Genomic DNA, 22,967 nt, shown 5'->3' with positions numbered 1-22,967 from the left:
ATTTAGGAAAGTGCTGTTTATTATTGCGAGGTCTGATTAATTTTTGAGAGCTTCGCGGATTATTTCAAATCTCTTGATAAGGAAGTCAACGACTGAAGTCTGTCCGCCGCCGAACATTCCGCCACCGAAGTCCATGTCGCCCCAGTCCATATCGCCCCAATCCATGTTGCTCCAGTCCATGTTAGCCCAGTCTAAGCTTGCGTCGCCGCCAAATCCGGGCCAGCCTCCGTTGCCATCTCCGTTTCCGAAACCAGCCCATGCACCATTGCCTCCGTTGGCATCACCGTTTCCGAAACCAGCCCAGCCACCGTTGCCGCCGTTGGTGTCACCGTTTCCGAAGCCAGTCCAGCCATCGTTTTCACCATTAGCGTCACCGTTGCCAAAGCCTGCCCAGTTGCCCCAGCCGCCTGCGGCATCTTCTTCACTGTACTGCAGACCTTCTGCACTCTTTGAAGTGTTTGCATCAAAGTCCTCAACAGTGAATGAACCGCGTGGATCAGCCTGAACGTGTGAGCGTATTTTCTTTGCGTATTCAGCAACATAAGCCTCAGGGTCACTGTAGTAGTCCATAATATCGTTAACGATATCTACGTACATATCATAGTACTCCGGTACCTGAAGAAGCTTTGCAAGAGGTCTGTCAGCAACTGTTGACTGATAGAGACTTGTCTTTATATCAGATGTAACCGAGCTTGCACCGCCTGTAAAGTTACCTAGACAAAGATTATAGTCCCAGCCTACAAAATAAGCCTTTCCGCCTGAGTACATCAGATAGTAGTTGTGAGCAAGTGAACCGTTATAGCTGTCATAGTTGCAGAATATGGAGTTTACGGCAAAGCCCTTGAGGAAGCTTGGAACATCTATAACGTCCTCAATGAACTTATAGTCTGTAGGTGTGAGTTTGTTTATAGCAGTCTTGATGTCCTGTATATGCTTGAATTCGTCGTCCTTTCCGAATTTAACATCAAATCTGTCAAGAGGCATATTCTCGGTGAATGAGCAGTAGCTGTCACCGCTGAAGCCGCCCCATCCGCCGTTTTCGCCACCTGCCTTCTCAGTTGCTTTATAGAGGACTGAGTCGTCATCTACAGCATAACGCTCAGCGACTGTAGTGCCTGGCTGTTCTGCAAGGAGATAGAAGCTGTACAGCTCTCCGTTGAGATACATATCGGTATGTGCAGCATGAGGAGCAACGCCGCCAACCTCATACATAGCATTGTAGCAGAGGATATCTCTCATACACGAAGCATCTGAGAGCATATTGTTCATGCAGAATTCGGTTAAACCGTGATAATTAAGCTCTTTATCGTACTTATCCATTTTGATACGGAAGCTGTATTTACCGTTCTTTGCCATCATAAGCGAGCTGTTTCCTTTTGTTCTGATAGCTACGTTTTTGAATGTCTCGCCGTCGATAACAACATCACAGGGAGTCCATTCTTCCTTACTCGCATTCTTGATGAGGTTATCCCATTCAGCCTCAGCCATTTTAATATCTATCTTGTGAATTGTTTGCTGACTGAAGAGCTCGCTGTAGAGCTGCTCCTCGTTTTCCATATCGTTGTTTACTTCCTTGTATGAAGCAGGTTTGCCGCTCTTGAAAGTGCTGCCTGTGCTGTGCTTCTGCTTTATACCGCCTGCAAAGAGTTTGTATTCGTCACTGCCAAGCTTTGAGGAGGAAACAATTGCATATTTGTACTTTTTAAGAGTGTTTTTATCAAAAAGAACCTTCTTTGAAGCATCTGTAACCGTTATCGGGTTGTTCTTTGACCATTCCTTCACGAAATCGAACAAAAGAGTGTTCTGGTCGGTTGAGGTAATATTTTCACACTGACAATCAGTAGATGTTACAAGCAGCTCACCGCCCTTGATATTTACACTGCCTGCACTTGTAAGACCTTTATCACCGAATGCAGCAATATCACCGCCGCTGATATTAATAGCTGTTTCTGCCTGTACAGCGTCGTTTCCGCTCTTAACGCTGATCTCGCCGCCTTCGAGATCAACATTGCCCTTTGTTGATTTGATACCATCACCCTGAGCGGAGATAACGAGCTTTCCGCCCTTTACGAGTACAGAGTTTTTACCCTTTACTGCATCGTTTGCATCGGTTTCATTGAGAGTTTCTATATTTGTGATACCACCTGTAAACTTGATATCATTGTTGCATGATATTGCGGGCTGTACATTTGCTGTAATAGTGAGTACGCCTGTTCCTGCTTCGTCACCTTTTATGGTAATATCGTCCTTAGCCTCTATTACTGCATTTTTCTCGTTATCACCTGTGTATGCAGAAGTACCGTCGGAAATAACGTTTTCAGTACCGTCAGCGATCGTGATAGAGGTCTTATCTGCATTTTTAACGAATATTGCAGGAGCACTCTTACCTGTGATATTTACGCCTTTGAATATAAGTTTTACAGTTTCCTTGTCAGCCTTTGTGTCAGGGACTTCAACGTATATCTGACCGTCTGTAAGTGTACCGTCGATAGTATAGCTTCCCGAATGTGAGATAGTTACCTTTGAACCGTCAGCCACAGCGTATTTGCCTTCAACAGTTACAGCATTATCCTTGAGGTGTATCTTTGTTTTTACTTCATCGTCATGATTGGTGTCAGGAACCTGAGTGTCAGAAAAGCTCTCCGGGAGACTCTTTATTTTTCCCAGAAGATAACGCTGGATAGAAACCGCATCATTTAAAGTAAGACCATTGCCGCGCTCCGAAACATCGGCAAGATCCTTTCCTTCTTCAGTGATATGCAGTTCGGAAGTTCCTGTAATGCCGTACTTTGAGGGATTAGCAAGTGACTGCATTATAAGAACACAGTCTGACATATCAACAGTTCCGTCGAGATTTGCATCGCCGTAAACCTTATCAGCAGCTGCTCCTGTGAGAGACAGGACTGAAGCCGAGCTGACGATACAGGCAGATAACATACCTGCAAGCAGTGTTTTTTTCTTCATTTTACGTCCTCCTAAAAAAGTAAAATTATATTTAACATATGATTGCATAATAGTGAATTAATCTTAAAATAATCTTAAAAGAATACGGCTGAGGTGTTTTTTGTAGCATTGTGCTTAGAAATGGGCGATAATATTGTTATATATGCACAAAGCTGAAATATCATTATAAAATATTTCGATTATATTTGGTTTGAATATGATAAATGAAATATTTTTCTGGACTGTCAAAACTTGACAAAGAGTACAAAAATATGGTATAATCACAAAAAAATCTTATATTTTATCAACATATCTTCCATCATATTTAACCATGAAATTTGTTTTTATTTAAGCGGAAGATTTATATTTTTAAATAGCCGGGGGGATATTGATGGTTATTTATACTGATTTAAGTTTTGGAATCGCTCTCTCTGCATTAATGATTTGCCTTGCAAATCTTGTTTATACAATTATGGACGGACATACGAAAAAAACCCAGAATCGTATTTTTATCCTGCTGCTTTCACTTCTTTCCGTTAATGCGATCTGCGAGCTTGTAAATATACGTGCATCAGAGGACGTAATGATTTCTGAACGTATATTTTTTATTTCGCGTTTATCCAAATATATTTATTTCCTAAGTCATAGTTTGATAGCACCTGCGCTGTTTTATTATCTGTCTTTCGTTGTAGGCAGAAATGTAAAAATAGAATTTAAGCGGCAGGCATCACAGTCATCTTTAGGTTATATCAGAAGTATCGCACTGTGGGCGGTTGTTATTATATCAGAGCTTGTTATCGCATTTAACCCGCTTACAAACTGGTGCTGGTACTATACAAGCGGAAGACAATTCCACAGGGCATGGGGCGAGTATATTTTTATATACTTATTGTCTGGTTTTTGGAGCTTTGCAGCCTTCATACTGGTAATGATGTCGTGGAATATCCTTACAAAAAGCCGTAAGCGTTCTATTGCTGTATGTTTTTTCTTAGCAATGAGCGGAGTAATTATACAGCTCTTTTATATGAATTTTCGCGTGGAGGTACTCTTGGAGTCTGTCGGATTTTCTGGTGCACTTCTTTTTATAGAAAACGAAGATGACCGTAAGGACGTTGAGCTGAATGCGTATAATTCCGCAGCTTTTTTAGTTGATATGAAAGCAACACTGAAAAATCATATACCTGTACAGATAATGATAGTACGCGGTATAAGATTTGATAAGACGGCGAATACTGTTGTCTATGGTAAAATGAACAGAGATGTTATCATACGATCTGTTTCTGATTATCTTGGAACTGTTGTAAAGCAGCATTATATTTATTACTTGGGTCACGGCAGATTTGCTGTTGCGTTGTATGGCTTTACAGACGAAAAATCACAGCAGCTTGCAAAGAAAGTACTTTCACGTTTTGGCGCTGCTTGGAAAATCAACGGAACAGATATATTCCTTTCTGTAAGGATACTTCTTGTGCGAATGCCCGAACGAGCTAAAAACGCCGAGGAGGTAATATATATCGCAGAATGTCCGATACCCGAACGTGTACAGGAAAGGATAATAGACGGAAAATCCCTTGACTGGGTCATTCGCCGTGCGGCTGTTGAAAAGGCTGTTACAAACGGTTTGGAGCATGGGAGCTTTGAGGTGTATTATCAGCCTACATACAACATTGATAAAACACTTCACGGAGCAGAAGCACTTCTTCGTATGAATGATGAAAAAATGGGATTGATATATCCCGATGAATTTATCCCTATAGCGGAACAGCTCGGTATTATAGACCGTATCGACGAATTTGTTCTGAAAGAAGTATGCAGGTTCATTTATACGGGTATTCCTGAAAAAAACGGTATGACCTGCATAAACGTAAATCTTTCTGTGCAGGAGTGTATGAAGGAAGGCTTTGCGGAGCATATCAGCAGTGTGGTTGAGGCTGAATCTGTTCTCAAAAACATGATCAATTTTGAAATAACAGAGTCAGTTGCGGCTAAGGATTACACGCATCTTGCCGAGGTGATAGATCGTCTAAAAAAAGAAGGGTTCAGATTTTCCATTGATGATTACGGAACGGGCTATTCAAATATGACATCACTTTTTTCACTTGGAGTTGATATAATCAAGATAGATAAGAGTATTCTTTGGAATTCGGAGAAAAGCGTGCATGGAATGACATTGCTTGTAACACTTATTGAAATGATTCATAAAATGGACAAAAGAGCACTTATGGAAGGAGTTGAGACCGAATCACAGATAAATATTCTGAAAAAGCTGGGCTGCGATTATATGCAGGGATATTATTTTTCAAAACCTATTGCAAGAGATGATTTTATAAAGCTTATTGAAACAAAGTCTTTCAATAATTAAACGTTTTATATTTTTTGATATTGTCTGATTGTATAAAGTCCCTTCGAGTGTATTTCTTGAAGGGATTTTTTACAATATTTAGTGAAAAATTAGCAAAAATGTTCATTTCAGGGCAATAAATGACTTGAAGCATGAACAAAACTGGTGTATAATTAGTATGAGATCAGAGGAAGAGAATGTTCGCAAAAACATAAACGTTTTTGAATTCTTCCCTGAAAAAATATATATTAGAAAGTGAGGAATATCCAACATGAAAAAAAGCTTTTTTAAAAAGATCATTTCAGCGTGTACGACAGCTGTAATGATCGCTGCAAGCACTCCTATGGTTCCTTCTATGGTCGCTAATGCAGATGACCAGCAGGATACGGGAAACATTGACGGCTATGACTATGAGATGTGGAATCAGGCTTACAAGGGAAATGTATCAATGACCCCCGGTAAAAACGGTTCATTTAGCTGTTCCTGGACAGGTATCGAAAACTTCCTTGCTCGTATGGGCAAAAACTACGACAAATTGAAGAAGAATTATAAGAGCATAGGCAGCGATATAACTCTTACTTATGATGTTGAGTACACTCCAAAGGGAAATTCGTATATGTGCGTATACGGCTGGACAAGAAGTCCTCTTGTTGAGTATTATATCGTAGAGGGCTGGGGCGACTGGAGACCACCAGGAAATGAAGGCCAGAACAAAGGTACGGTAACTCTTGACGGTAATACCTACGATATTTTCCTTTCGACTCGTTATAATGCACCATCGCTTGACGGTACAAAAACATTTAATCAGTACTGGAGCGTTCGTAAGACAAGCGGTTCCCAGAACAATAAAACAAACAATATGTCAGGCACTATCCATGTAGGCAAGCATTTTGATGCATGGCAGAAAGCCGGACTCGATATGACAGGTACTCTTTATGAAGTGTCACTTAATATAGAGGGCTATAGATCCAGCGGTTCTGCAAATGTTAAGAGTGTAAGGGTATATCCTGACGGTATTGACGGCGATACAGGTGAAGGAAATACAACACAAACACCAACGCCAACAGTTGAGCCTGACAAGAACGGCGATTACTTTACAAGCACATTTGAGAGCGGAAAGGACGACTGGTCGGGCAGAGGAGATGCGTCAGTTGCAACTGATTCCGACAACTACTATGACGGCAGCAAGTCGCTTTTCGTAACAGACAGAGCAAACGAGTGGAATGGTTGCGCTATATCTCTTGATTCGAGTGCATTTGTACCGGGTCAGACATACAGCTTCAGTGCTGCTGTTCTTCAGAAGTCAGGCAGTCCAGTAACAATGCAGATGTCCCTTCAGCAGGGTGACGGCAATGGAGCATCATATACAAGCATTGCAACAGCCGACACTAAGAGCGGTGAATGGACAAAGCTTGAAAACGCAGAATTTACTATCCCGGATAATTCAGGTGATATGCTGCTTTATATCGAAACGCCTCAGGATTCAGGTGCTCTTTGTGATTTCTATATTGACTCGGTTCAGGTATCAAAGTCAGGCAAGGGTTCATCTGTTGTTACAGGCGGCGGCAAAGTAGGCGGTACTGCTTCAGGTACTGGCGAGAATAATAATCAGCAGCAGGGAACAAGCAATATTTCAAAGGAACAGACCATAAAGATACTGCCTGCCGGCGACTCCATTACCAACGGTGACGGTGAGCAGGGCGGATACAGAAAGTATCTTTACGATGCACTGAAAAAGAAGGGCTATAAGATCGATATGGTTGGTCCTAACGGAAAAGATAATGCTACTGCTAACGGAATTACATATGATGATAATCATGCAGGATTCAGCGGCTATCAGATCAAGGAGATACCCGGCTGGGGACAGCAGCAGGGCGGCAGAGGAAGCTTATATAATGAGCTCAAGAACAACGATGTAGTTAAGAAAACTCAGCCTGATATCATACTCCTTATGATCGGCACAAACGATCTTACTGCTAATCGTTCAATGGATGCCTGCGCATCTGACCTGCGTTCTATGCTGGATTATATGCTTGCAGATATGCCGTCAGACGGTATGATCTTCCTGGCTTCTGTTCCCGAGCATACAGCTTATGGCGGAAATACTCAGAAGATTGCAAATTATAACAGCACTGTAAAGAAGGTTGCTGATGAGTACGCAAGCAAGGGAAAGAACGTTAAGTTTGTTGACGTTCACGGCTGCCTTGACGGTATGAACGATATCGGTAACGATCAGCTCCACCCTAACGGAACAGGATATAAGAAGATAGGTAATTTCTTTGCAGGAGTTATCGATGATTATGTAACCGCATCAGCTCCTGTTGTTACAACAACAACTACAACGACGACAACAACAACAACTACTACCACCACTACAACTACAAAAGAAACAACAACCTCCACAACTACTACATCAACACCTGAACTTAATGTAACTTTGGCAGGAGATGCAAACTGTGACGGTTTAGTTGATATGTCTGATATAGTTCTTATCATGCAGTCACTTGCTAATCCAAACAAGTATTCTGTAGGCGGTACAGATACAAATGCTCTTACAGCACAGGGCTCAGCAAACGGCGACGTTGATAAGGAATCCAAGGGACTTACATCAAATGATGCACTTTTGATCCAGAAATATCTTCTCGGTATTGTTAAGAGTCTCTAAGATATAATTTACCATAAAAAAACAGGGTCGGAATTGATTTTCCGATCCTGTTTTTCTTTTATATAAAAAATTGCTGAAAGACTATTTTATTCTTTTTAGTCTGCCTTTTTTTACAATATATACTTCATCTGATATATCCATAAGTGCTTTATCGTTGAAAGAATCCGTGTAAAAACGTTTAATGGGAGTATTTCTGTAAACAGCCTTAAAACGTCTTACTTTATTGCTGCCGAAATTAAGGTATTTCACCTTCATCTTATCGTCATCAATTCTGCTACAAATAATATTTTCAGTATTAAGAAGCTCGCGAATACCATTTATAAGGAAATCGGGTCCTGCTGTGATTATAACATCGTCCTTTTTTATCTTTTTAAGCATATTTTTATCAAGCTTGCAGTTGTTTTTCTGCCAGAAGCCCTCAACTGCACTAAAAAGCTCCTCCTTGTCACGGAGAGCATTTTTTAAAAAGTCGTTGATAGCGATGACCATTTTTTTCTTTTCTACCATGCATAGCTTATATTTTATAAGGTTGATAAAAATTGACGGCAGATATTTTATTATTCTTTTATTGGTCTTTATCATGTATAATGCAAGGTCAACTGCACTTTCTCCATGATAAAGAGTGTTATCGAAATCAAAAACATTCATGGATAATTCCTCGTTTCATTATTTTTCGTATTAATTATATCACATATCTTACGAAAAAGCAAAACATCAAGATTAATGAGAAACATATACAAAAGCAATGATACAGCTATTGAAAAAGAGTAAAAATTATGGTAGAATAAATGTAATAATATGCCGAGAGTTCGGCGAATATATTTAGGGAGATATGAAAATGTCAGAATACAAATACAAAGCGTTTATAAGCTATCGTCATCTTGAGCCTGATATGCAGGCAGCAGAAAAGCTTCAAAAGCTTCTTGAAAACTACAAGCCACCGAAGAACATGGCTGCAAAAAGCGAAAAATGGCGTATATTCAGAGATGTTTCGGAATTACAGTCCAGCAGTGATCTGAGTGAGGATATAAAGAATGCAGTTGAAAGTTCGGAATATCTTATCGTTATCTGTTCACCTGAGTATAACCAGTCAAAGTGGTGCTTGCAGGAGATAACGAGATTCCGAGAGCTTCATGGCAACACGAATGAGAATATCATTACGCTTCTTGTAAAAGGTCCGCCGAAGGAGGCTTTCCCCGAACAGCTTACATATACAGAGGCCAAGACTGTAAATGACAAGGGTGAAGAAACAACAGTAAAGGTCGAAGTTGAACCGCTTGCAGCAAATATCACAGCCGATACTCTGAAGGAGTCGATGAAAAAGCTTAATACCGAGTATCTGAGAATTGCTGCTCCTTTACTGGGGTGTGATTTCAACGATCTTTTTCAGCGTGAAAAACGTCGTGAAGCAGCTCGCAGAAGACGTATTTTCGGCGGTGTATCAGGAGTGCTTTCGGTTATAACGCTTATAAGCGTTATATCGGCTCTTACCATCAATAACAAGAACAAGCAGATACAGAAGCAGAACGATCAGATAAAAAGTCAGAATGAGCAGATCGAAAAGAAGAATAATGACCTTCTTATTGAGAATTCCGAGCATCTTGCGGCTGAGTCCGAAAAGCTGTATAAGGACAGCAGTTTAATACCTGCTATTCAGAAGGCACTTGAAGCTATGCCGTCGGACGGTGAAGATAAACCTATTGTACCTGAGGCTGAATATGCATTATCCCGTGAAATGGGTATGTTCAAAAGTCAGCAGACAGTACCTCAGCTTTCTCTAAGGCACGATACAGCTATCGAGAAAATATCATTTATGGGCTCAGGAAAGTCTGTTGTTTCTCAGGATGCTACAGGTATTTACTTCTGGGACGCAGAAAGCGGAAAGCTTTTAAAGAAGATAACAGCTTCTGACGGTGATTTTTCATCAAAGGAATACGGCAGTTCAAATAAGCTTACTGCAATTTTTGAGATAGACGACGATAAGACAGGTACTTATTTCAGCAGTACTGCCGCTCCCGGGGTCCTGAACTATGAAGTAAGCTCTGTTTTCGGAAATGTATATACATATTACACACATGATGTTTCAGATGACGAAGCAGGAACCGGCGGTGATCTATATGTATATAATTCTGACAGTAAGCTCTGGAAGCTTAATGGAGGTACCGGTGAGGTGATCTGGTGCGCAGAACCTTCAGAGAAAGCATATAGCTATTATTCGGTAACAAATACCGATAAATATATTGTAAGGTTTTATAAGAGCAAAAATGTTATTCCTTCAACAGGTGTCGCTATGCCGGGAAATGATATACTTATGGAGCTTATCGACTGTAAAACTGGAAAGGTTACCGAAACAGTCGATGTCAGCGGTATTTATAGCGGAATGCTTGGATTTTTCCTGGACATGGAGCTTCAGGATATAGTTGATAATACAGTTTATTTCTATAACAACGATAAGGAACAAATGATTGCTTATACTATCAAGGATCATAAGCTTGAGGAAAAGAGCAGTCTGACTCTTCCTGAATACTCAAAGGGCAGCATAAGAACAGCAGAGCTTAATATCTTAGGCAACGATCCTGTAATAATAACAAATGACATATTTGCGCTGCAATATAATGCCAATATCAAGCGCATGGACGCTGATATGAAGGAAGCTGTGTGGAGTACGGATATCCCTGTAAATTATGTAACAGGAAGCAAGGTGTTCAGATTTAATAAAGATGAGACAAATGCAGATATCGACGTTCTTGGCGTAGTTACGAACAGGACTTTATCCATGCTTGATTACAGTAACGGAAAGCTTATAAAGACTCTGACTCTTGACAGCAATATAGTTGACGTTACATTCAGCAGACGCGGACTTATAATGTTTACACTAAGTACCGGTGAAGAATATGTTATTAGCATAAGCAACTATCTGGGAGATGTCAGCCGAAACGGAGCATACAAGATACAAAGCTTCAATACAGGAATATCGTTCTGTAGTTACAGCAGGGGAAAATATGTTACCTCAGAAGATTATTCAAATACCGCATACATACAGTATATTCAGAAAAACCAATTCTTTAACGCTATAGATGCAGGTGAAAATATACATAACTACAATGTTTCAAGCGTAAGTGAGGACGGAAAATACGCTGTAATTACTGCAACAGAATATCCTGATACAGATAATTATTCCGACGATGATCTTGTAAAGCATTTCTATATTTACTGTTCAGATGATGGAAAATGCTCTGATATAGCAGAGCTTAAAGGTTATACTGTATCGGCTGCTGAATTTGTTGACGGAAACAAGATAATAGCTGCTGTATATCAAACGCGGGCTGATTATTCAACTGAAAAGAAGCTTGCTATCATAGATGTTCCGAGCGGAAAAGTCACGGAGGTCAATGGCAGCTTTGATTTCCAGTTAAATTCAATGAAAATGATAACGTCAGGAAACAGCGTTTATTATACAACTAATACTGACAGAGAACTGCTGAGAGTTTGCACTGACGGAACTATTTCAATGTGGTCAGGTGAAAAAGAGATAAACGTTTTGCAGGAAAGGGAGATATGCAACGGAGTTTCAGCAGTTTCCGGCGACAGAGCTGTTGTTTTCTACTGCGACACTACAGATGAAAGCCGCGGTATTGAGGTATACGATTTTGCTAACGGAAAAAGAACCAAATTGGATTATGACCTGACTAATGATGACGGACTCAGTGTGAATAAACTGTTCTGGCAGGACGATACAACTGTAGGTGCGTTCCTGAGCAACAGAAGCGTTGCACTCTTTAATGCGGAAACAGGCGAGCTTAAAGCTAAAGTATCACTTGATGGCACAAGTCAGGAGCCTATATCGGTAGTACCTATTGACAAAGAAAGATTTGCGGTATTATGCCGTGATCTGTGTCTTTATGAGATGAATTACGAAGGCTTTACAGGAAGAAGCTTAAAGCTTGAGTTCGGAATCGATGAAAGGAACAACATATCCGAAAATGACAGCAATAAAGCTGCATCTCTTGTTTCAAAGCCTTCAACCGATGCATCGTGTATGTATGTTATTTGGTCGGATAACAAGGCTTGGCTCGTAAATACCGATAAATTCAAGGTAAGATATAGCATTGACGACTTCGCGGGTGCTGCATCAAAGGAAGATAAGGTATTTATAATGGATGTCGGCAACGACAAGGCAGGATATATTCCTGTATACAAGCCGCAGCAGCTTATTGATACAGCAAGGGAGTATGTCGAGAAACTCTTCGGAAAGGGAATGACTGATGAAAAATAAAACAAAGGTAAAAACATCGCGCTTTATTTTTATACTTGCAATAGTTTCATTCCTCATAGCTACTGTTCAGGGTATTCTTTATTACAAGAAGTATGATACATTTTTTAAGTTTCTTCTTGTTATACAGAACAGTATAAATGCTTTCGGTTTTAAAGCTTCAGTGTCAATAAAGGATGTTATAGCCTTTATGAACAATGAGCCGACTCTTATTAATACGGTTGTGGGTTATGCTTATTGCATTGCCGTATTCACAGCGCCATACTGTACGATATCCTTTGTATACAAGTTCCTTGAACGAATACTGAGGTTGATAATTGGTTTTAGGAGAAGAAAGAACTGTCAGCATATACTTATATTCGGATACAACGACGACGTAAAGGCTATGCTCCGCAATAACAAATCTGACCCGAAGGAGTTATGCATCCATGTCATCACTACCGAAAAAATCGGGCAGGAAGAAGTTTATGACCTGAACAAATCAGGCTATGTGATACATAATATAGACGTTCTTAAAGCAGGAGCGGAAGAACTTCCCGCACTATTTGCAAAAACACATCTTGAAGATGCAAAAAATATAATACTTTTTGAAGAATCTTCTATACGTAATTTTTCACTTTTACAGACATTCAGATTGTGTGAAAAGGATAATACCGAAAAGATCAGATTACGCGAAGATGCTAAGGTTTCGTGCAGATGCGAGGAAGAAGGAATAGGCAGACTGATAGCCGAGTATTATAACAGTGCAGCAGGAAAAGACGCATATTATGATCTTGAGCTTGTTAATTTTCCCGAGATGCAGATACACAAAATGTATAGCGATATACCGCTGCATAAGGTGTATGAGGACTCTGATACACCTCTTGATGAATGTACAGTACACCTTCTTGTGGCAGGTCTTGGACAAATGGGACAGCAAGCTGTGCTTCAGGCGATGAATTTGGGTATTCTCAGCGATAAGAACAAGATCATAATAGATGTTTTCGACACTGACATAAAAAAACAAAAAGCTGAATTCATAAATCAATTCAGCTCAGAAACATTTGATATAAGTGAAGACAGTGTAAAATTGAAAGCGGAAGCAGCTGACGGTGTACTTGAGATCAATTTTTATGCATTGAATGTAAAGTATCTTGATTTTTACAGCCTGCTTCGTGAGAAAACAGCTTCAAATCCGTATACATACGCTGTTATTACACTTGAAAACATTGATTTTGCGGTTAACTGTGCAATGCAGCTTGATGAGATATTCTGTGAAATCGGACACGAGATACCGATTATGATGCGAATGGATTCTGACAGAAGACTTGCAGGATTTATCGCTTCTGAAAACTCTGCACTTGCAAATGTACAGATAATTGATGACAGAAGCTGTATCATAACTCTTGATATGATAATCAATAGGGAAATAGACAGGATCGCCAAGGAATATAATCATCTGTACAATAACATCTCAATAATAACCTCAGATGAGGAAGGAAATTCAGATAATTCAGACGCAGATCCTGAAACGGAATGGAACAGATTAAGACTTTTCAGGCGTTCTTCAAGCAAGGCAGCTGCATACCATGATGAAGTAAAGGAGTTTATAATTCCAAGACTTGCAAAGGAGAAGAAAACTGATCTTAATAAAAAGCTTGAAGAGATACTTGGTACAGATGGAAGTATAATGAAATTCACCGGTTCAGCATGGAGAATGAATGGTTCAGAGAAAGCTGTGCTGGATAATCTCAAAAAAGACAGCTTTGCATACGCCCTTGCTTCACTCGAACACAGACGCTGGTGCAGCTATATGGCATCTATAGGCTGGTGTGCAGGCGAGAGAAGTGATAGATTCAGGAAAAATCCGTGCCTTGTAACTCAGCAGAGACTTATGGAGACCAAGCCTGAGATGTGTAAATATGACCTTATGTCTCTTATGGAAAGATACATAAGGAAAAATGATAGCTGATAAAAAAAGCTCCCTTAACCTCGATACCCATATAGCAGTTTTGTAGTATTTATTGAGAGAACCCCTTTTGAAAAAGGGGCTTCTCTCAAACTCTCTCCCTAAAACTTTCAGTTATATTTTTTCTCAGATAGGGCACACCCTGCATTACTTGCGGGGCTTTTTTATTTTCGGTGTGCCCTATCTGAGAAAAAATCAGCTAAAAAAGTCTTTGGAAAGGGGTTCGGGGGAAAGCCTTTCTTCAGAAAGGTTTCCCCCGATAAATAGTATAAGCTTCTATATGAGTACCACGGTTAAAGGGAGCTTTTTAATTATTCAAGAACGGGGAGGAGAGCGAGTGCTCCTAAATCCTTTGCTTTCTTTTCAGCCTCAGCAAATGTAAGCATTTCAGTAGTAACATATGAAAGACCATTTTCATTGTTGTAAACCTCAACGTCACTTACTGGTGAACCGCTTGGAACACGGAAATACCAGCGAGACTTGTAATTTTTGATATCTTCAACGAATGAATTATCAGAAGCGGACTCCCACGACTGAGAGAATACTGTTACCTTGTGCTTTACAGCTTCAATAACATCACCCATTACAGCGCTTGCTGTAGGCAGCTTTCCGGCACCTCTGCCATAGAACATTGTCTGATCGATACCGTCACCGTAAACGAGAACAGCGTTGAATACATCATTTACACCTGACATGATGTTATCGTATGAAACAAGAGTAGGCATTACACAAGGGAGTATCTTACCGTCATCAAGTTTTGTAACAGAAGCTACAAGTTTGATAGCGTATCCGAGGACATCAGATGCTTCTACATCACAGAGCTGTATATCTGTGATGCCCTTTGTATATACACTCTTTGGATAAACGTGCTTACCAAAAACAAGAGAAGAGATAATACATATCTTACGGCAAGCGTCGTGTCCTTCGATATCAGCGGTAGGATCCTTTTCAGCGTATCCCAGTTCCTGAGCCAGCTTGAGAGCGTCGGCAAAAGGCATATTTTCGTTATACATCTTTGTAAGAATAAAATTAGTTGTACCGTTGAGAATACCGGCAACTTTAGAGATATCATTAGCAGCGAGGCAGCGGTGAAGCGGTCTGATTATCGGGATAGCACCGCCTACACTTGCTTCAAAGAAGAAGTTGCAGTTGTGATCTTTTGCAGCTTTGAGAAGGATATCACCTTTCTCGGCAACAAGTTCCTTGTTTGATGTAGAAACGCTCTTGCCCTTTTCGAGGCAGGCTTTAACAAAAGTGAATGCAGGTTCAACGCCTCCCATGCACTCTGCAACAGAAACGACCTCGTCATCATTTAATATATCATTAAAATCCTTTGTGAATTTATCAGCATAAGGTGAGTCAGGGAAATCTCTGAGATCGAGGATATATTTTATATCCATATCAGTTCCGGCGCGCTTCTCAATATTTTTTTTATTTTTATAGAAAAGCTCAACAACACCTGAACCTACTACACCATGACCTAAAACTGCGAATTTGACTGACATAAAAGAAAAACCTCCGTAATTACTCAGCGGAAAGGATCTTTACCTCCAAAACTCCGTCGAGTTCAGTAATTGAATTAAGCGAGGCGAGCTCCGAATCGGAATCGCCTGTAAGCCTGAGTGAAATATTGACAGCTGCAGCACCATCAACAGGTATGCTTTGGTTAACAGTAAGAATATTAGCATTCAGGTTATGAAGAAAAACAAGTGCGCTTGAAAGAACTCCGGGACTGTCACTGAGCAGCAGATAGATATTTACGATCTTTCTGTTAAAAAGCTCCTCATATGAAAAAACGCTGTCCTTGTACTTATAATAAGCGCTTCTTGAAATGCCGATACGTTTACAGGCTGAAGCGAAGCTTTTTTCGCCCTTCTGAGCCATAAGCTTTTTTACTTCAAGCACCTTGGTAAAAACCTCAGGGAGTATTTTTGCATCGGCAACAATAAGCTGTGATTTGGTATCCATAAGAAATCACCTTTTTAGTGTAATCTAAAAAAATAGTCCGTCAGTGGTGAACAATTGTACATTACATAATTACTATACCATTTTTTTGCCGATTTGTCAAGACTAAATAATTGATGTTAAATACAAAAAAATTATGTATCTTGCCATAAAAAATCCGCAGCACAGGCTGCGGACAATTTATTATTCATTTTTACCGAGAAGTTTTTGTCTGTATATATATGCCGACTGTTCCTGCTTGTTTTCGCCGAAATGATAATAAATCCTATCTTTAAGAGCGTCAGGCAGATACTGCTGCTTAACATAATGATTGGGGAAATCATGGGGATAAAGGTAATGCTGTCCAACGACCTTTGCTCCCTTGCCGTCGAAGTGTACATTCTGCAAATGCCTTGGAAAATCGAGAGCATCACAGCTTTTTATATCCTCCAAAGCTGCATCAATAGCCATGCAGGCGCTGTTTGACTTCGGAGCAGTTGCCATAAGAATGATAGCTTCTGCAATAGGGAGCTTTGCTTCGGGTAGTCCGAGCTGCAACGCAGAGTCGACACAAGCTTTAACTATAGGAACGGCCATAGGGTAGGCGAGTCCAACGTCTTCAGAGGCTATGCAAAGCATACGTCTGCAAAGAGATATGATATCTCCTGCTGCGATAAGTCTGGCAGCATAGTGGAGAGCAGCATTTTCATCAGAGCCGCGTACAGACTTATGAAAAGCCGAAAGTATATCGTAATGCTGGTCGCCGTCACGGTCATAGCGCATATTACTGCGCTGAGCAAGTATTTCAAGCGAGTCATCGGTTATGGTTACTTTTCCGTCAGACGGTTCACCGCAAACAACAGCAAGCTCAGCGGTATTCATTGCTTTTCGGACGTCTCCGCCGCAGCTGTAAGCGATTTTAGTAATTACATCATCTGAAGCAGATATTTCATATCCGTTTTCCTCTGACATAATATTAAAAGCTCGTTTTATTGCAGGAACGAGCTGCTCCGCGGAAACAGGCTTGAATTCAAAAACTGTACTTCTGCTTATAACAGCATTATAAACTGCAAAATAAGGATTTTCGGTAGTTGAAGCAATAAGCGTGATATCACCGTTTTCAATGTATTCGAGGATGCTTTGCTGCTGTTTTTTGTTGAGATACTGTATCTCGTCAAGGTAAAGGAGAATACCATTTTCGCTACCGAATGTACCGATATCCGCAACAACGTCCTTGATATCAGACAGGGAAGCATTAGTGCCGTTGAGCTTATACAGGGACATTCCACAGTTTTCAGCGATAATACGAGCAACGGTAGTTTTTCCCACGCCTGACGGACCGTAGAATATCATATTGGGAACAGTACCACTTTCTATTATACGGCGTAGGGGCTTACCTTCGGCGAGGATGTGCTCCTGTCCGACCACATCGGCAAGAGTTTTTGGGCGTATTTTATCGGCTAAAGGTGCAGACATAGAAGTTCTCCTTTCATTTTACTTTGACGGTGCAGTTATCTCGATGTGATTTCCTTCGGTATCAACAAATTCCGCTACCCAGTTGTTTCCGATACGGGTTACAGGAAAGCATATCTCTTTGCCGTTAAGCTTTTCTTGCAGTTTTTCAAGACTTTCAACGCTTATGCTGGGCAGGCAATTGTTTCCGAAAGTGTGCGGTTCGTTCTTCTTTTCGTAGGCAAATAAGCCCAAGCGAAAGCCGTTTACATCGAAAACGCTGTAAATATCATCTTTTTGGGTAACTTTCTGCTCTAAAAGCTCCTCATAGAACTTTATAGCTCTTTCCATGTCATTAACGCACAGATAGAGCGAAATTATTTGAAATCCCATAGCTATTTCTTTTATTTGGTAATATAAATAAGAATTTAGCTATTCTTTTTTCTCTTGAATATGCAAACTATGCTTTTTGATGAACCATAGCTTTGGTTTGTAGAAGTACAACTAACTAATTCCCAGCCTTCACAACCAAGAAGATTGAGCTGTTTTTCAAGCTGATTTGACTCAACGTTTCCACCCCAAAAACCTTTTGTATCATACACGACAACTTTATACTCGAAATTTTCCATACTTAATCCTCCTACAAATTCCAATTTATATTATCAAATCATAAAAAATCGGGACGGACAGTCTGTCCGTCCCTAATTAGCTATTTATTACTTGTAAAGTGGGAACTTCTCGCAGATAGCATTTACGCCTGCACGGATCTCGTCAGCCTTAGCCTCGAAATCTGTAGCGCAGAGGTAGATGTACTCAGCGATCTTCTCCATTTCCTCAACGCCGAGACCTCTTGTTGTAACAGCAGGAGTACCGATACGGATACCGCTTGTTACGAAAGGCTTCTCAGGATCGTTGTGGATAGCATTCTTGTTTACTGTGATATAAACCTCATCAAGTCTGTGCTCAAGCTCCTTGCCTGTGATGTTGAAAGGACGGAGATCAACCAGCATGAGGTGGTTATCAGTACCGCCTGATACAAGGTTGAAGCCTCTCTTGAGGAGTCCTTCAGCAAGAGCTTTAGCGTTCTTGACGATTCTCTGCTGATAGTCCTTGAACTCAGGCTTGAGAGCTTCGCCGAAGCATACAGCCTTAGCAGCGATAGTATGCATAAGAGGACCACCCTGTGTACCCGGGAAGATAGCGGAATTGATCTTCTTAGCGAGAGCCTCGTCATTTGTGAGGATAAGACCGCCTCTTGGTCCGCGGAGAGTCTTGTGGGTTGTAGTTGTTGTGATATGAGCATATGGAACAGGTGACTCGTGGCAGCCTGCTGCAACAAGACCTGCGATATGAGCCATATCTACCATAAGGAGTGCTCCTACTGAATCAGCGATCTCACGGAGTCTCTTGAAGTCGATTGCTCTTGGATAAGCACTTGCACCGGCAACGATGAGCTTTGGCTTGTGCTCGTTTGCGAGAGCCTGAACTGTATCATAGTTTATCATCTCTGTTTCATCATCAAGACCATATGAAACAAAGTTGAAGTACTTACCTGAAAGGTTTACAGGTGAACCATGTGTAAGGTGACCGCCGTCTGCAAGGCTCATACCGAGAACAGTATCACCTGGCTGGAGAACAGCGAAATATACGGCTGTGTTAGCCTGAGCACCTGAGTGTGGCTGAACGTTGGCAAACTTAGCACCAAAAAGCTGACAGGCTCTTTCGATAGCGATAGCCTCTACCTCGTCAACGCACTGACAGCCGCCGTAGTAACGCTTTCCGGGATAACCCTCAGCGTACTTATTTGTAAGAACGCTTCCCATAGCAGCCATTACAGCAGGGGAAACGATATTTTCGCTTGCGATGAGCTCAAGATTTCTCTGCTGACGAGCAAGCTCTTTACCCATAGCTTCGCCTACAGCAGGATCGTAGCCCTTTACGAAGCCGATTGAATCCATAAGATCGTTGTACATTATTAGCACTCCTTTAAATGATTAGTGAATTTGCGCAAATGCATTACCTAATTATTATACAATATTTCTTATTAAATTTCAATAGGTATCTGCAAAAAATATGGAATAAAATAAATATGCCCCGAAAAACGGGGCACATATTACTTATTTTGTATTAAGAAAGCTGTAATCCATAAGATCTTCCCAATCAAAGAAATTCGGATTGATAGAAGCCTCCGCATAGTATTTCAGGATAAGCGAAGCGTCATGCGAGTCCAATTGACCGTCCATATTTACATCTGAAAGCTTTAACATCTTATCTGAAACGAAAGGATTTTGTGAGGCAGCCATACCGGCATATATATTCAGAACCTTTGAAGCATCGGCGGAGTTTATGCTTCCGTCCTCATTAACATCGCCAAGATCTCGGTAGCATACGATATCGAAGGAGCATAACGCCTTTTGATCTCCGATAGGGTATACAGATATAGTCGCTTTATCGCCCTTGGCAAACGCTTCTGAAAGAGCTGATGGCTTTGCTGTACAGCTTTCCGAAACGTTTATGGTGCTTTCTTCCGTTATGTAATTACCGTTTTTATCCTTTTTCGGTGTCTGAACGAAAAGCTTTATCACAACATCAAGTCCTTTTAAAGAAACATTTCCCTTTGTTGAGAAATATCTTGATTTGGTAGGAGTTGATTTAAGTGTGATAACAGCTGTTTTTGACAATGCGCGGATAGTATAGTCAGAGTCCGCAAAATCAGGCTTGATATCCCATGATGAGAAAGCCTGCTCTGTATTAACATCTATGTGTTTGTGCAATGATTTTATATCAACAGCGTCATAGTTGATAGGGTCGCCTTCTTCTACAGGCAGTGTAGTAATAAGCTTTCCGTCAAAATCAAGGAACTTTATATAGTAAGTTCTCAATGTAGTTGGCTCTGTAGTCGGCTCAGCAGTAGTAGTGGTGGTACTTGTTGTCGCAGATGTCGGAACTGTGGAAGTTGCCGTATCACCGACCTTTACCGTGTAGGCTGAGCCTTGCTGCTCAACATTAGCGGCGGATATTGCAGCTGCCGACGCACCTGATATCAGCAGTACCGATACAGCAGCGGCTATAGTATTTTTTAACATTATAGTTTCACCTAACCATTTCCTATGCAGAATAACCTGCATAATTTTGAAAGCCTTTCGCACACTCGCGCATATTGTTCCAATTTAAGTCTGCGAAGCATGAAATTAGCATATATAAATCTTTCTGTTTCTTCCTCAAAGCCATATATTGCAAAAAGTATAACTTCGTCATCAGCAAGGCCGGCTGATTGTTCTTCAGCCATTGAACGATATTCTTCAAAGCGTTCTTCGATGTCATCAAGTCGGTAAAAGCCGTGATATACGAAATCAATATAAAGGTCTATATCCATAAGAAACAGCCTCCGTTATATCATTCTTTATTTTCCTCGGAAGATTTGTTTTCTGATGACTGTCTCAGCTTATTCCTGCGAACTCTGAATGATATAACACCTGTGATAATTGCAGTAACAACGAAAACAGACACCATTATAAAAATAGTCATACCTTTTGAAATTTTTGCTTTTTCAGAACCATCTGCCGCATAAGCCGTAAAACATTCCGAAAAAATGATGCATAAAGAAAATGTGGCTGATATGAGAGCAGTAATTATTTTAGCAGTCTTATTCTGCATTTTATCAGCTCCTTCCAAAATTTATTATAACATAAAGCTTTCAAAAAAGCAACACAAGAGGCTGAATTTATGGATAAGAGTGCCTTTTTACAGCTGGAATCCGACTTTGCCATGGGGGGTGAAAAAGATGCATCTGCGATGTTTTGCAGCATATTGTTCTTCTCAAAAGAAATTTTTTGAAAAATGCTTGACAAATGCTTTTTATGATGATATAATATATATCGTTGATTGCAGCAAACGAAACCGTCTGGGTGTGGCGCAGTTGGTAGCGCGCTACCTTGGGGTGGTAGAGGCCGTGGGTTCAAGTCCCGTCACTCAGACCAGATGCGATCAGCATTACCCCAAAATTCCGATACTTAACAAAGTATCGGAATTTTTTTATATCTGATTGACTATTTTATATACATATGATATAATATAATATAACTAAACGGCATTATTGTCGTGTAAAATAGGAGGAGTTTATGATAAATCGTGATCAGGCAGCACGTATACTAAAGGATTATGGACAGGAACATATTCTGAAGTACTTTGACGAATTAAGTGAAAATGAAAAACAAGAGCTGTTATCTCAGATCGAGATAATAGATTTTTCTGTTCTCGATAATCTTGATGCCGAAAAGAACAGCAATACGGTCCGCGGCAAGTTTGAGCCTCTCGGCGCTGTGACTATTGAAGATATCGCTTCAAACAGTGATGAATATATCAGTGCAGGTGTGGAAGCGATAAAAAACGGAAAAGCCGCAGCAGTTCTTCTTGCAGGCGGTCAGGGAACAAGACTCGGATTTGATAAGCCAAAGGGAATGTTCAATATAGGCGTTGAAAAGGAATTATACATTTTCCAGTGTCTTATCAATAATCTTATGGACGTAGTAAAGCTTGCAGGTGCATGGGTCCCTCTCTATATCATGACCAGCGAGAAAAATCATAAGGATACTACGGATTTCTTCAAGGAAAAGAACTATTTTGGCTATGCTCCCAAATATGTTCACTTCTTCATACAGGATATGGCTCCTTCCGTTGATTTTAACGGAAAGATACTTATGGAGAGCAAATCAAAGATATCCATTTCGCCCAACGGCAACGGCGGCTGGTTCTCATCTCTTGTGCGTGCAGGACTTCTCGACGAAATAAAGGCAAATGGTGTTGAATGGATAAACGTTTTTGCAGTTGATAATGTTCTTCAGCGTATTGCAGATCCCGGATTTATAGGAGCTGTTATAAAATCCGGATTACAGTCCGGCGGAAAAGTTGTAAGCAAAGCATCTCCTGACGAAAAGGTCGGAGTTCTTTGTCTTGAGGACGGTATGCCTTCAATAGTTGAGTATTATGAAATGACAGAGGAAATGCGTACTCTGCTCAATGAAAAAGGCGAGCTTGCGTATAAATACGGTGTTATCCTCAATTACCTTTTCAATGTGAAGAAACTTGAGGAGATATGTGACAGAAAGATGCCTGTCCATGTTGTTGACAAGAAGATACCGTATATGAACGAAAACGGAGAGCTTGTAAAACCGACTGAACCTAACGGACACAAGTTTGAAACGCTTGTTCTTGATATGGTGCATATGCAGGACAGCTGTCTTGCATATGAGGTAGTGCGCGAGAAAGAGTTTGCTCCCGTAAAGAATGCAACAGGAGTTGATTCTGTTGAGTCGGCAAGAGAGCTTTTAGAAGCTAACGGCATAAAAATATAACTGTTCAGCGGCACTTTTGATTATTCGGGAGTGTCGCTTACTATGTA

Annotated in this window: 16 protein-coding genes and 1 tRNA gene; 6 read left to right on the top strand and 11 right to left on the bottom strand. The window is 40.6% G+C overall.

What is annotated here, in order from left to right; translation table 11 throughout:
• Positions 1–36: 36 nt before the first annotated feature.
• Positions 37–2,964 (bottom strand): carbohydrate-binding domain-containing protein, encoded by a 2,928-nt coding sequence (locus BUB28_RS03790; RefSeq protein ID WP_072948910.1) that lies wholly within the window; start codon positions 2,962–2,964, stop codon positions 37–39.
• A 370-nt stretch (positions 2,965–3,334) separates the two neighbouring features.
• Here BUB28_RS03790 and BUB28_RS03785 point away from each other — a divergent pair, with 370 nt between their 5' ends.
• Positions 3,335–5,305: an EAL domain-containing protein gene (locus tag BUB28_RS03785; RefSeq protein WP_072948908.1), complete on the top strand. Its 1,971-nt coding sequence runs from the start codon at positions 3,335–3,337 to the stop codon at positions 5,303–5,305.
• 250 nt (positions 5,306–5,555) lie between these two features.
• Complete coding sequence (locus BUB28_RS03780; protein ID WP_072948906.1) at positions 5,556–7,949, top strand: glycoside hydrolase family 11 protein; 2,394 nt, start codon at positions 5,556–5,558, stop codon at positions 7,947–7,949.
• A gap of 81 nt (positions 7,950–8,030) precedes the next feature.
• On the opposite strand, the gene BUB28_RS03775 is transcribed toward BUB28_RS03780, so the two are convergent.
• Complete coding sequence (locus tag BUB28_RS03775; protein WP_072948904.1) at positions 8,031–8,597, bottom strand: haloacid dehalogenase-like hydrolase; 567 nt, start codon at positions 8,595–8,597, stop codon at positions 8,031–8,033.
• Between the two features lie 190 nt (positions 8,598–8,787).
• Between BUB28_RS03775 and BUB28_RS03770 the strand changes: the two genes are divergently transcribed.
• Together BUB28_RS03770 and BUB28_RS03765 are read left to right on the top strand one after the other, a co-directional pair.
• Positions 8,788–12,225, top strand: coding sequence for a TIR domain-containing protein (locus BUB28_RS03770; RefSeq protein WP_072948902.1), 3,438 nt, complete (start codon positions 8,788–8,790; stop codon positions 12,223–12,225).
• Positions 12,215–14,173 (top strand): hypothetical protein, encoded by a 1,959-nt coding sequence (locus BUB28_RS03765; RefSeq protein ID WP_072948900.1) that lies wholly within the window; start codon positions 12,215–12,217, stop codon positions 14,171–14,173. Before BUB28_RS03770 ends, BUB28_RS03765 begins: the two co-directional genes overlap by 11 nt.
• A gap of 308 nt (positions 14,174–14,481) precedes the next feature.
• Here the strand turns inward: BUB28_RS03765 and BUB28_RS03760 are convergent, their stop codons facing one another.
• The 9 genes from BUB28_RS03760 to BUB28_RS03720 all read right to left on the bottom strand — a co-directional run bounded on the left by BUB28_RS03760 (position 14,482) and on the right by BUB28_RS03720 (position 21,223).
• Positions 14,482–15,675, bottom strand: a complete 1,194-nt coding sequence (locus tag BUB28_RS03760; RefSeq protein WP_072948898.1) for a homoserine dehydrogenase — start codon at positions 15,673–15,675, stop codon at positions 14,482–14,484.
• 19 nt (positions 15,676–15,694) lie between these two features.
• Complete coding sequence (locus tag BUB28_RS03755) at positions 15,695–16,138, bottom strand: ACT domain-containing protein (RefSeq protein WP_028516730.1); 444 nt, start codon at positions 16,136–16,138, stop codon at positions 15,695–15,697.
• Between the two features lie 180 nt (positions 16,139–16,318).
• Complete coding sequence (locus BUB28_RS03750; protein WP_072948896.1) at positions 16,319–17,590, bottom strand: replication-associated recombination protein A; 1,272 nt, start codon at positions 17,588–17,590, stop codon at positions 16,319–16,321.
• A gap of 18 nt (positions 17,591–17,608) precedes the next feature.
• Complete coding sequence (locus tag BUB28_RS03745; protein WP_072948893.1) at positions 17,609–17,959, bottom strand: VOC family protein; 351 nt, start codon at positions 17,957–17,959, stop codon at positions 17,609–17,611.
• A gap of 35 nt (positions 17,960–17,994) precedes the next feature.
• Positions 17,995–18,195 carry a DUF4177 domain-containing protein gene (locus tag BUB28_RS03740; RefSeq protein ID WP_072948891.1) on the bottom strand — a complete coding sequence of 67 codons (201 nt, stop codon included), beginning with the start codon at positions 18,193–18,195 and terminating at the stop codon, positions 17,995–17,997.
• An 87-nt stretch (positions 18,196–18,282) separates the two neighbouring features.
• Positions 18,283–19,539 carry a serine hydroxymethyltransferase gene (glyA, locus tag BUB28_RS03735; RefSeq protein ID WP_072948889.1) on the bottom strand — a complete coding sequence of 419 codons (1,257 nt, stop codon included), beginning with the start codon at positions 19,537–19,539 and terminating at the stop codon, positions 18,283–18,285.
• Between the two features lie 144 nt (positions 19,540–19,683).
• On the bottom strand, positions 19,684–20,652 hold the full coding sequence (locus BUB28_RS03730) for a dockerin type I domain-containing protein (RefSeq protein WP_139277502.1): 969 nt from the start codon (positions 20,650–20,652) through the stop codon (positions 19,684–19,686).
• 11 nt (positions 20,653–20,663) lie between these two features.
• Positions 20,664–20,942 carry a hypothetical protein gene (locus BUB28_RS03725; RefSeq protein WP_139277501.1) on the bottom strand — a complete coding sequence of 93 codons (279 nt, stop codon included), beginning with the start codon at positions 20,940–20,942 and terminating at the stop codon, positions 20,664–20,666.
• A 20-nt stretch (positions 20,943–20,962) separates the two neighbouring features.
• Positions 20,963–21,223: a hypothetical protein gene (locus BUB28_RS03720; protein ID WP_072948884.1), complete on the bottom strand. Its 261-nt coding sequence runs from the start codon at positions 21,221–21,223 to the stop codon at positions 20,963–20,965.
• Between the two features lie 247 nt (positions 21,224–21,470).
• Between BUB28_RS03720 and BUB28_RS03715 the strand changes: the two genes are divergently transcribed.
• Together BUB28_RS03715 and BUB28_RS03710 are read left to right on the top strand one after the other, a co-directional pair.
• Positions 21,471–21,546 (top strand) — tRNA-Pro (locus BUB28_RS03715).
• 141 nt (positions 21,547–21,687) lie between these two features.
• Positions 21,688–22,920, top strand: coding sequence for a UTP--glucose-1-phosphate uridylyltransferase (locus tag BUB28_RS03710; RefSeq protein ID WP_175547789.1), 1,233 nt, complete (start codon positions 21,688–21,690; stop codon positions 22,918–22,920).
• Positions 22,921–22,967: the final 47 nt, after the last annotated feature.

This window comes from Ruminococcus flavefaciens (genome assembly GCF_900143025.1).
GTDB lineage: Bacteria > Bacillota > Clostridia > Oscillospirales > Ruminococcaceae > Ruminococcus > Ruminococcus flavefaciens_I.
Note: the sequence above shows the minus strand (reverse complement) of the source record. Positions and strands in the feature narration are given on the sequence as shown.

Bases quoted from the DNA above. Each gene is read 5' to 3' on its own strand.
- BUB28_RS03750 (WP_072948896.1), bottom strand. From the start codon at position 17,590: ATGTCTGCACCTTTAGCCGATAAAATACGCCCAAAAACTCTTGCCGAT.
- BUB28_RS03785 (WP_072948908.1), top strand. From the start codon at position 3,335: ATGGTTATTTATACTGATTTAAGTTTTGGAATCGCTCTCTCTGCATTA.
- BUB28_RS03755 (WP_028516730.1), bottom strand. From the start codon at position 16,138: ATGGATACCAAATCACAGCTTATTGTTGCCGATGCAAAAATACTCCCT.
- BUB28_RS03740 (WP_072948891.1), bottom strand. From the start codon at position 18,195: ATGGAAAATTTCGAGTATAAAGTTGTCGTGTATGATACAAAAGGTTTT.
- BUB28_RS03780 (WP_072948906.1), top strand. From the start codon at position 5,556: ATGAAAAAAAGCTTTTTTAAAAAGATCATTTCAGCGTGTACGACAGCT.
- BUB28_RS03725 (WP_139277501.1), bottom strand. From the start codon at position 20,942: ATGGATATAGACCTTTATATTGATTTCGTATATCACGGCTTTTACCGA.
- BUB28_RS03745 (WP_072948893.1), bottom strand. From the start codon at position 17,959: ATGGGATTTCAAATAATTTCGCTCTATCTGTGCGTTAATGACATGGAA.
- BUB28_RS03790 (WP_072948910.1), bottom strand. From the start codon at position 2,964: ATGAAGAAAAAAACACTGCTTGCAGGTATGTTATCTGCCTGTATCGTC.
- BUB28_RS03760 (WP_072948898.1), bottom strand. From the start codon at position 15,675: ATGTCAGTCAAATTCGCAGTTTTAGGTCATGGTGTAGTAGGTTCAGGT.
- BUB28_RS03770 (WP_072948902.1), top strand. From the start codon at position 8,788: ATGTCAGAATACAAATACAAAGCGTTTATAAGCTATCGTCATCTTGAG.
- BUB28_RS03730 (WP_139277502.1), bottom strand. From the start codon at position 20,652: ATGTTAAAAAATACTATAGCCGCTGCTGTATCGGTACTGCTGATATCA.
- BUB28_RS03710 (WP_175547789.1), top strand. From the start codon at position 21,688: ATGATAAATCGTGATCAGGCAGCACGTATACTAAAGGATTATGGACAG.
- BUB28_RS03720 (WP_072948884.1), bottom strand. From the start codon at position 21,223: ATGCAGAATAAGACTGCTAAAATAATTACTGCTCTCATATCAGCCACA.
- glyA (WP_072948889.1), bottom strand. From the start codon at position 19,539: ATGTACAACGATCTTATGGATTCAATCGGCTTCGTAAAGGGCTACGAT.
- BUB28_RS03765 (WP_072948900.1), top strand. From the start codon at position 12,215: ATGAAAAATAAAACAAAGGTAAAAACATCGCGCTTTATTTTTATACTT.
- BUB28_RS03775 (WP_072948904.1), bottom strand. From the start codon at position 8,597: ATGAATGTTTTTGATTTCGATAACACTCTTTATCATGGAGAAAGTGCA.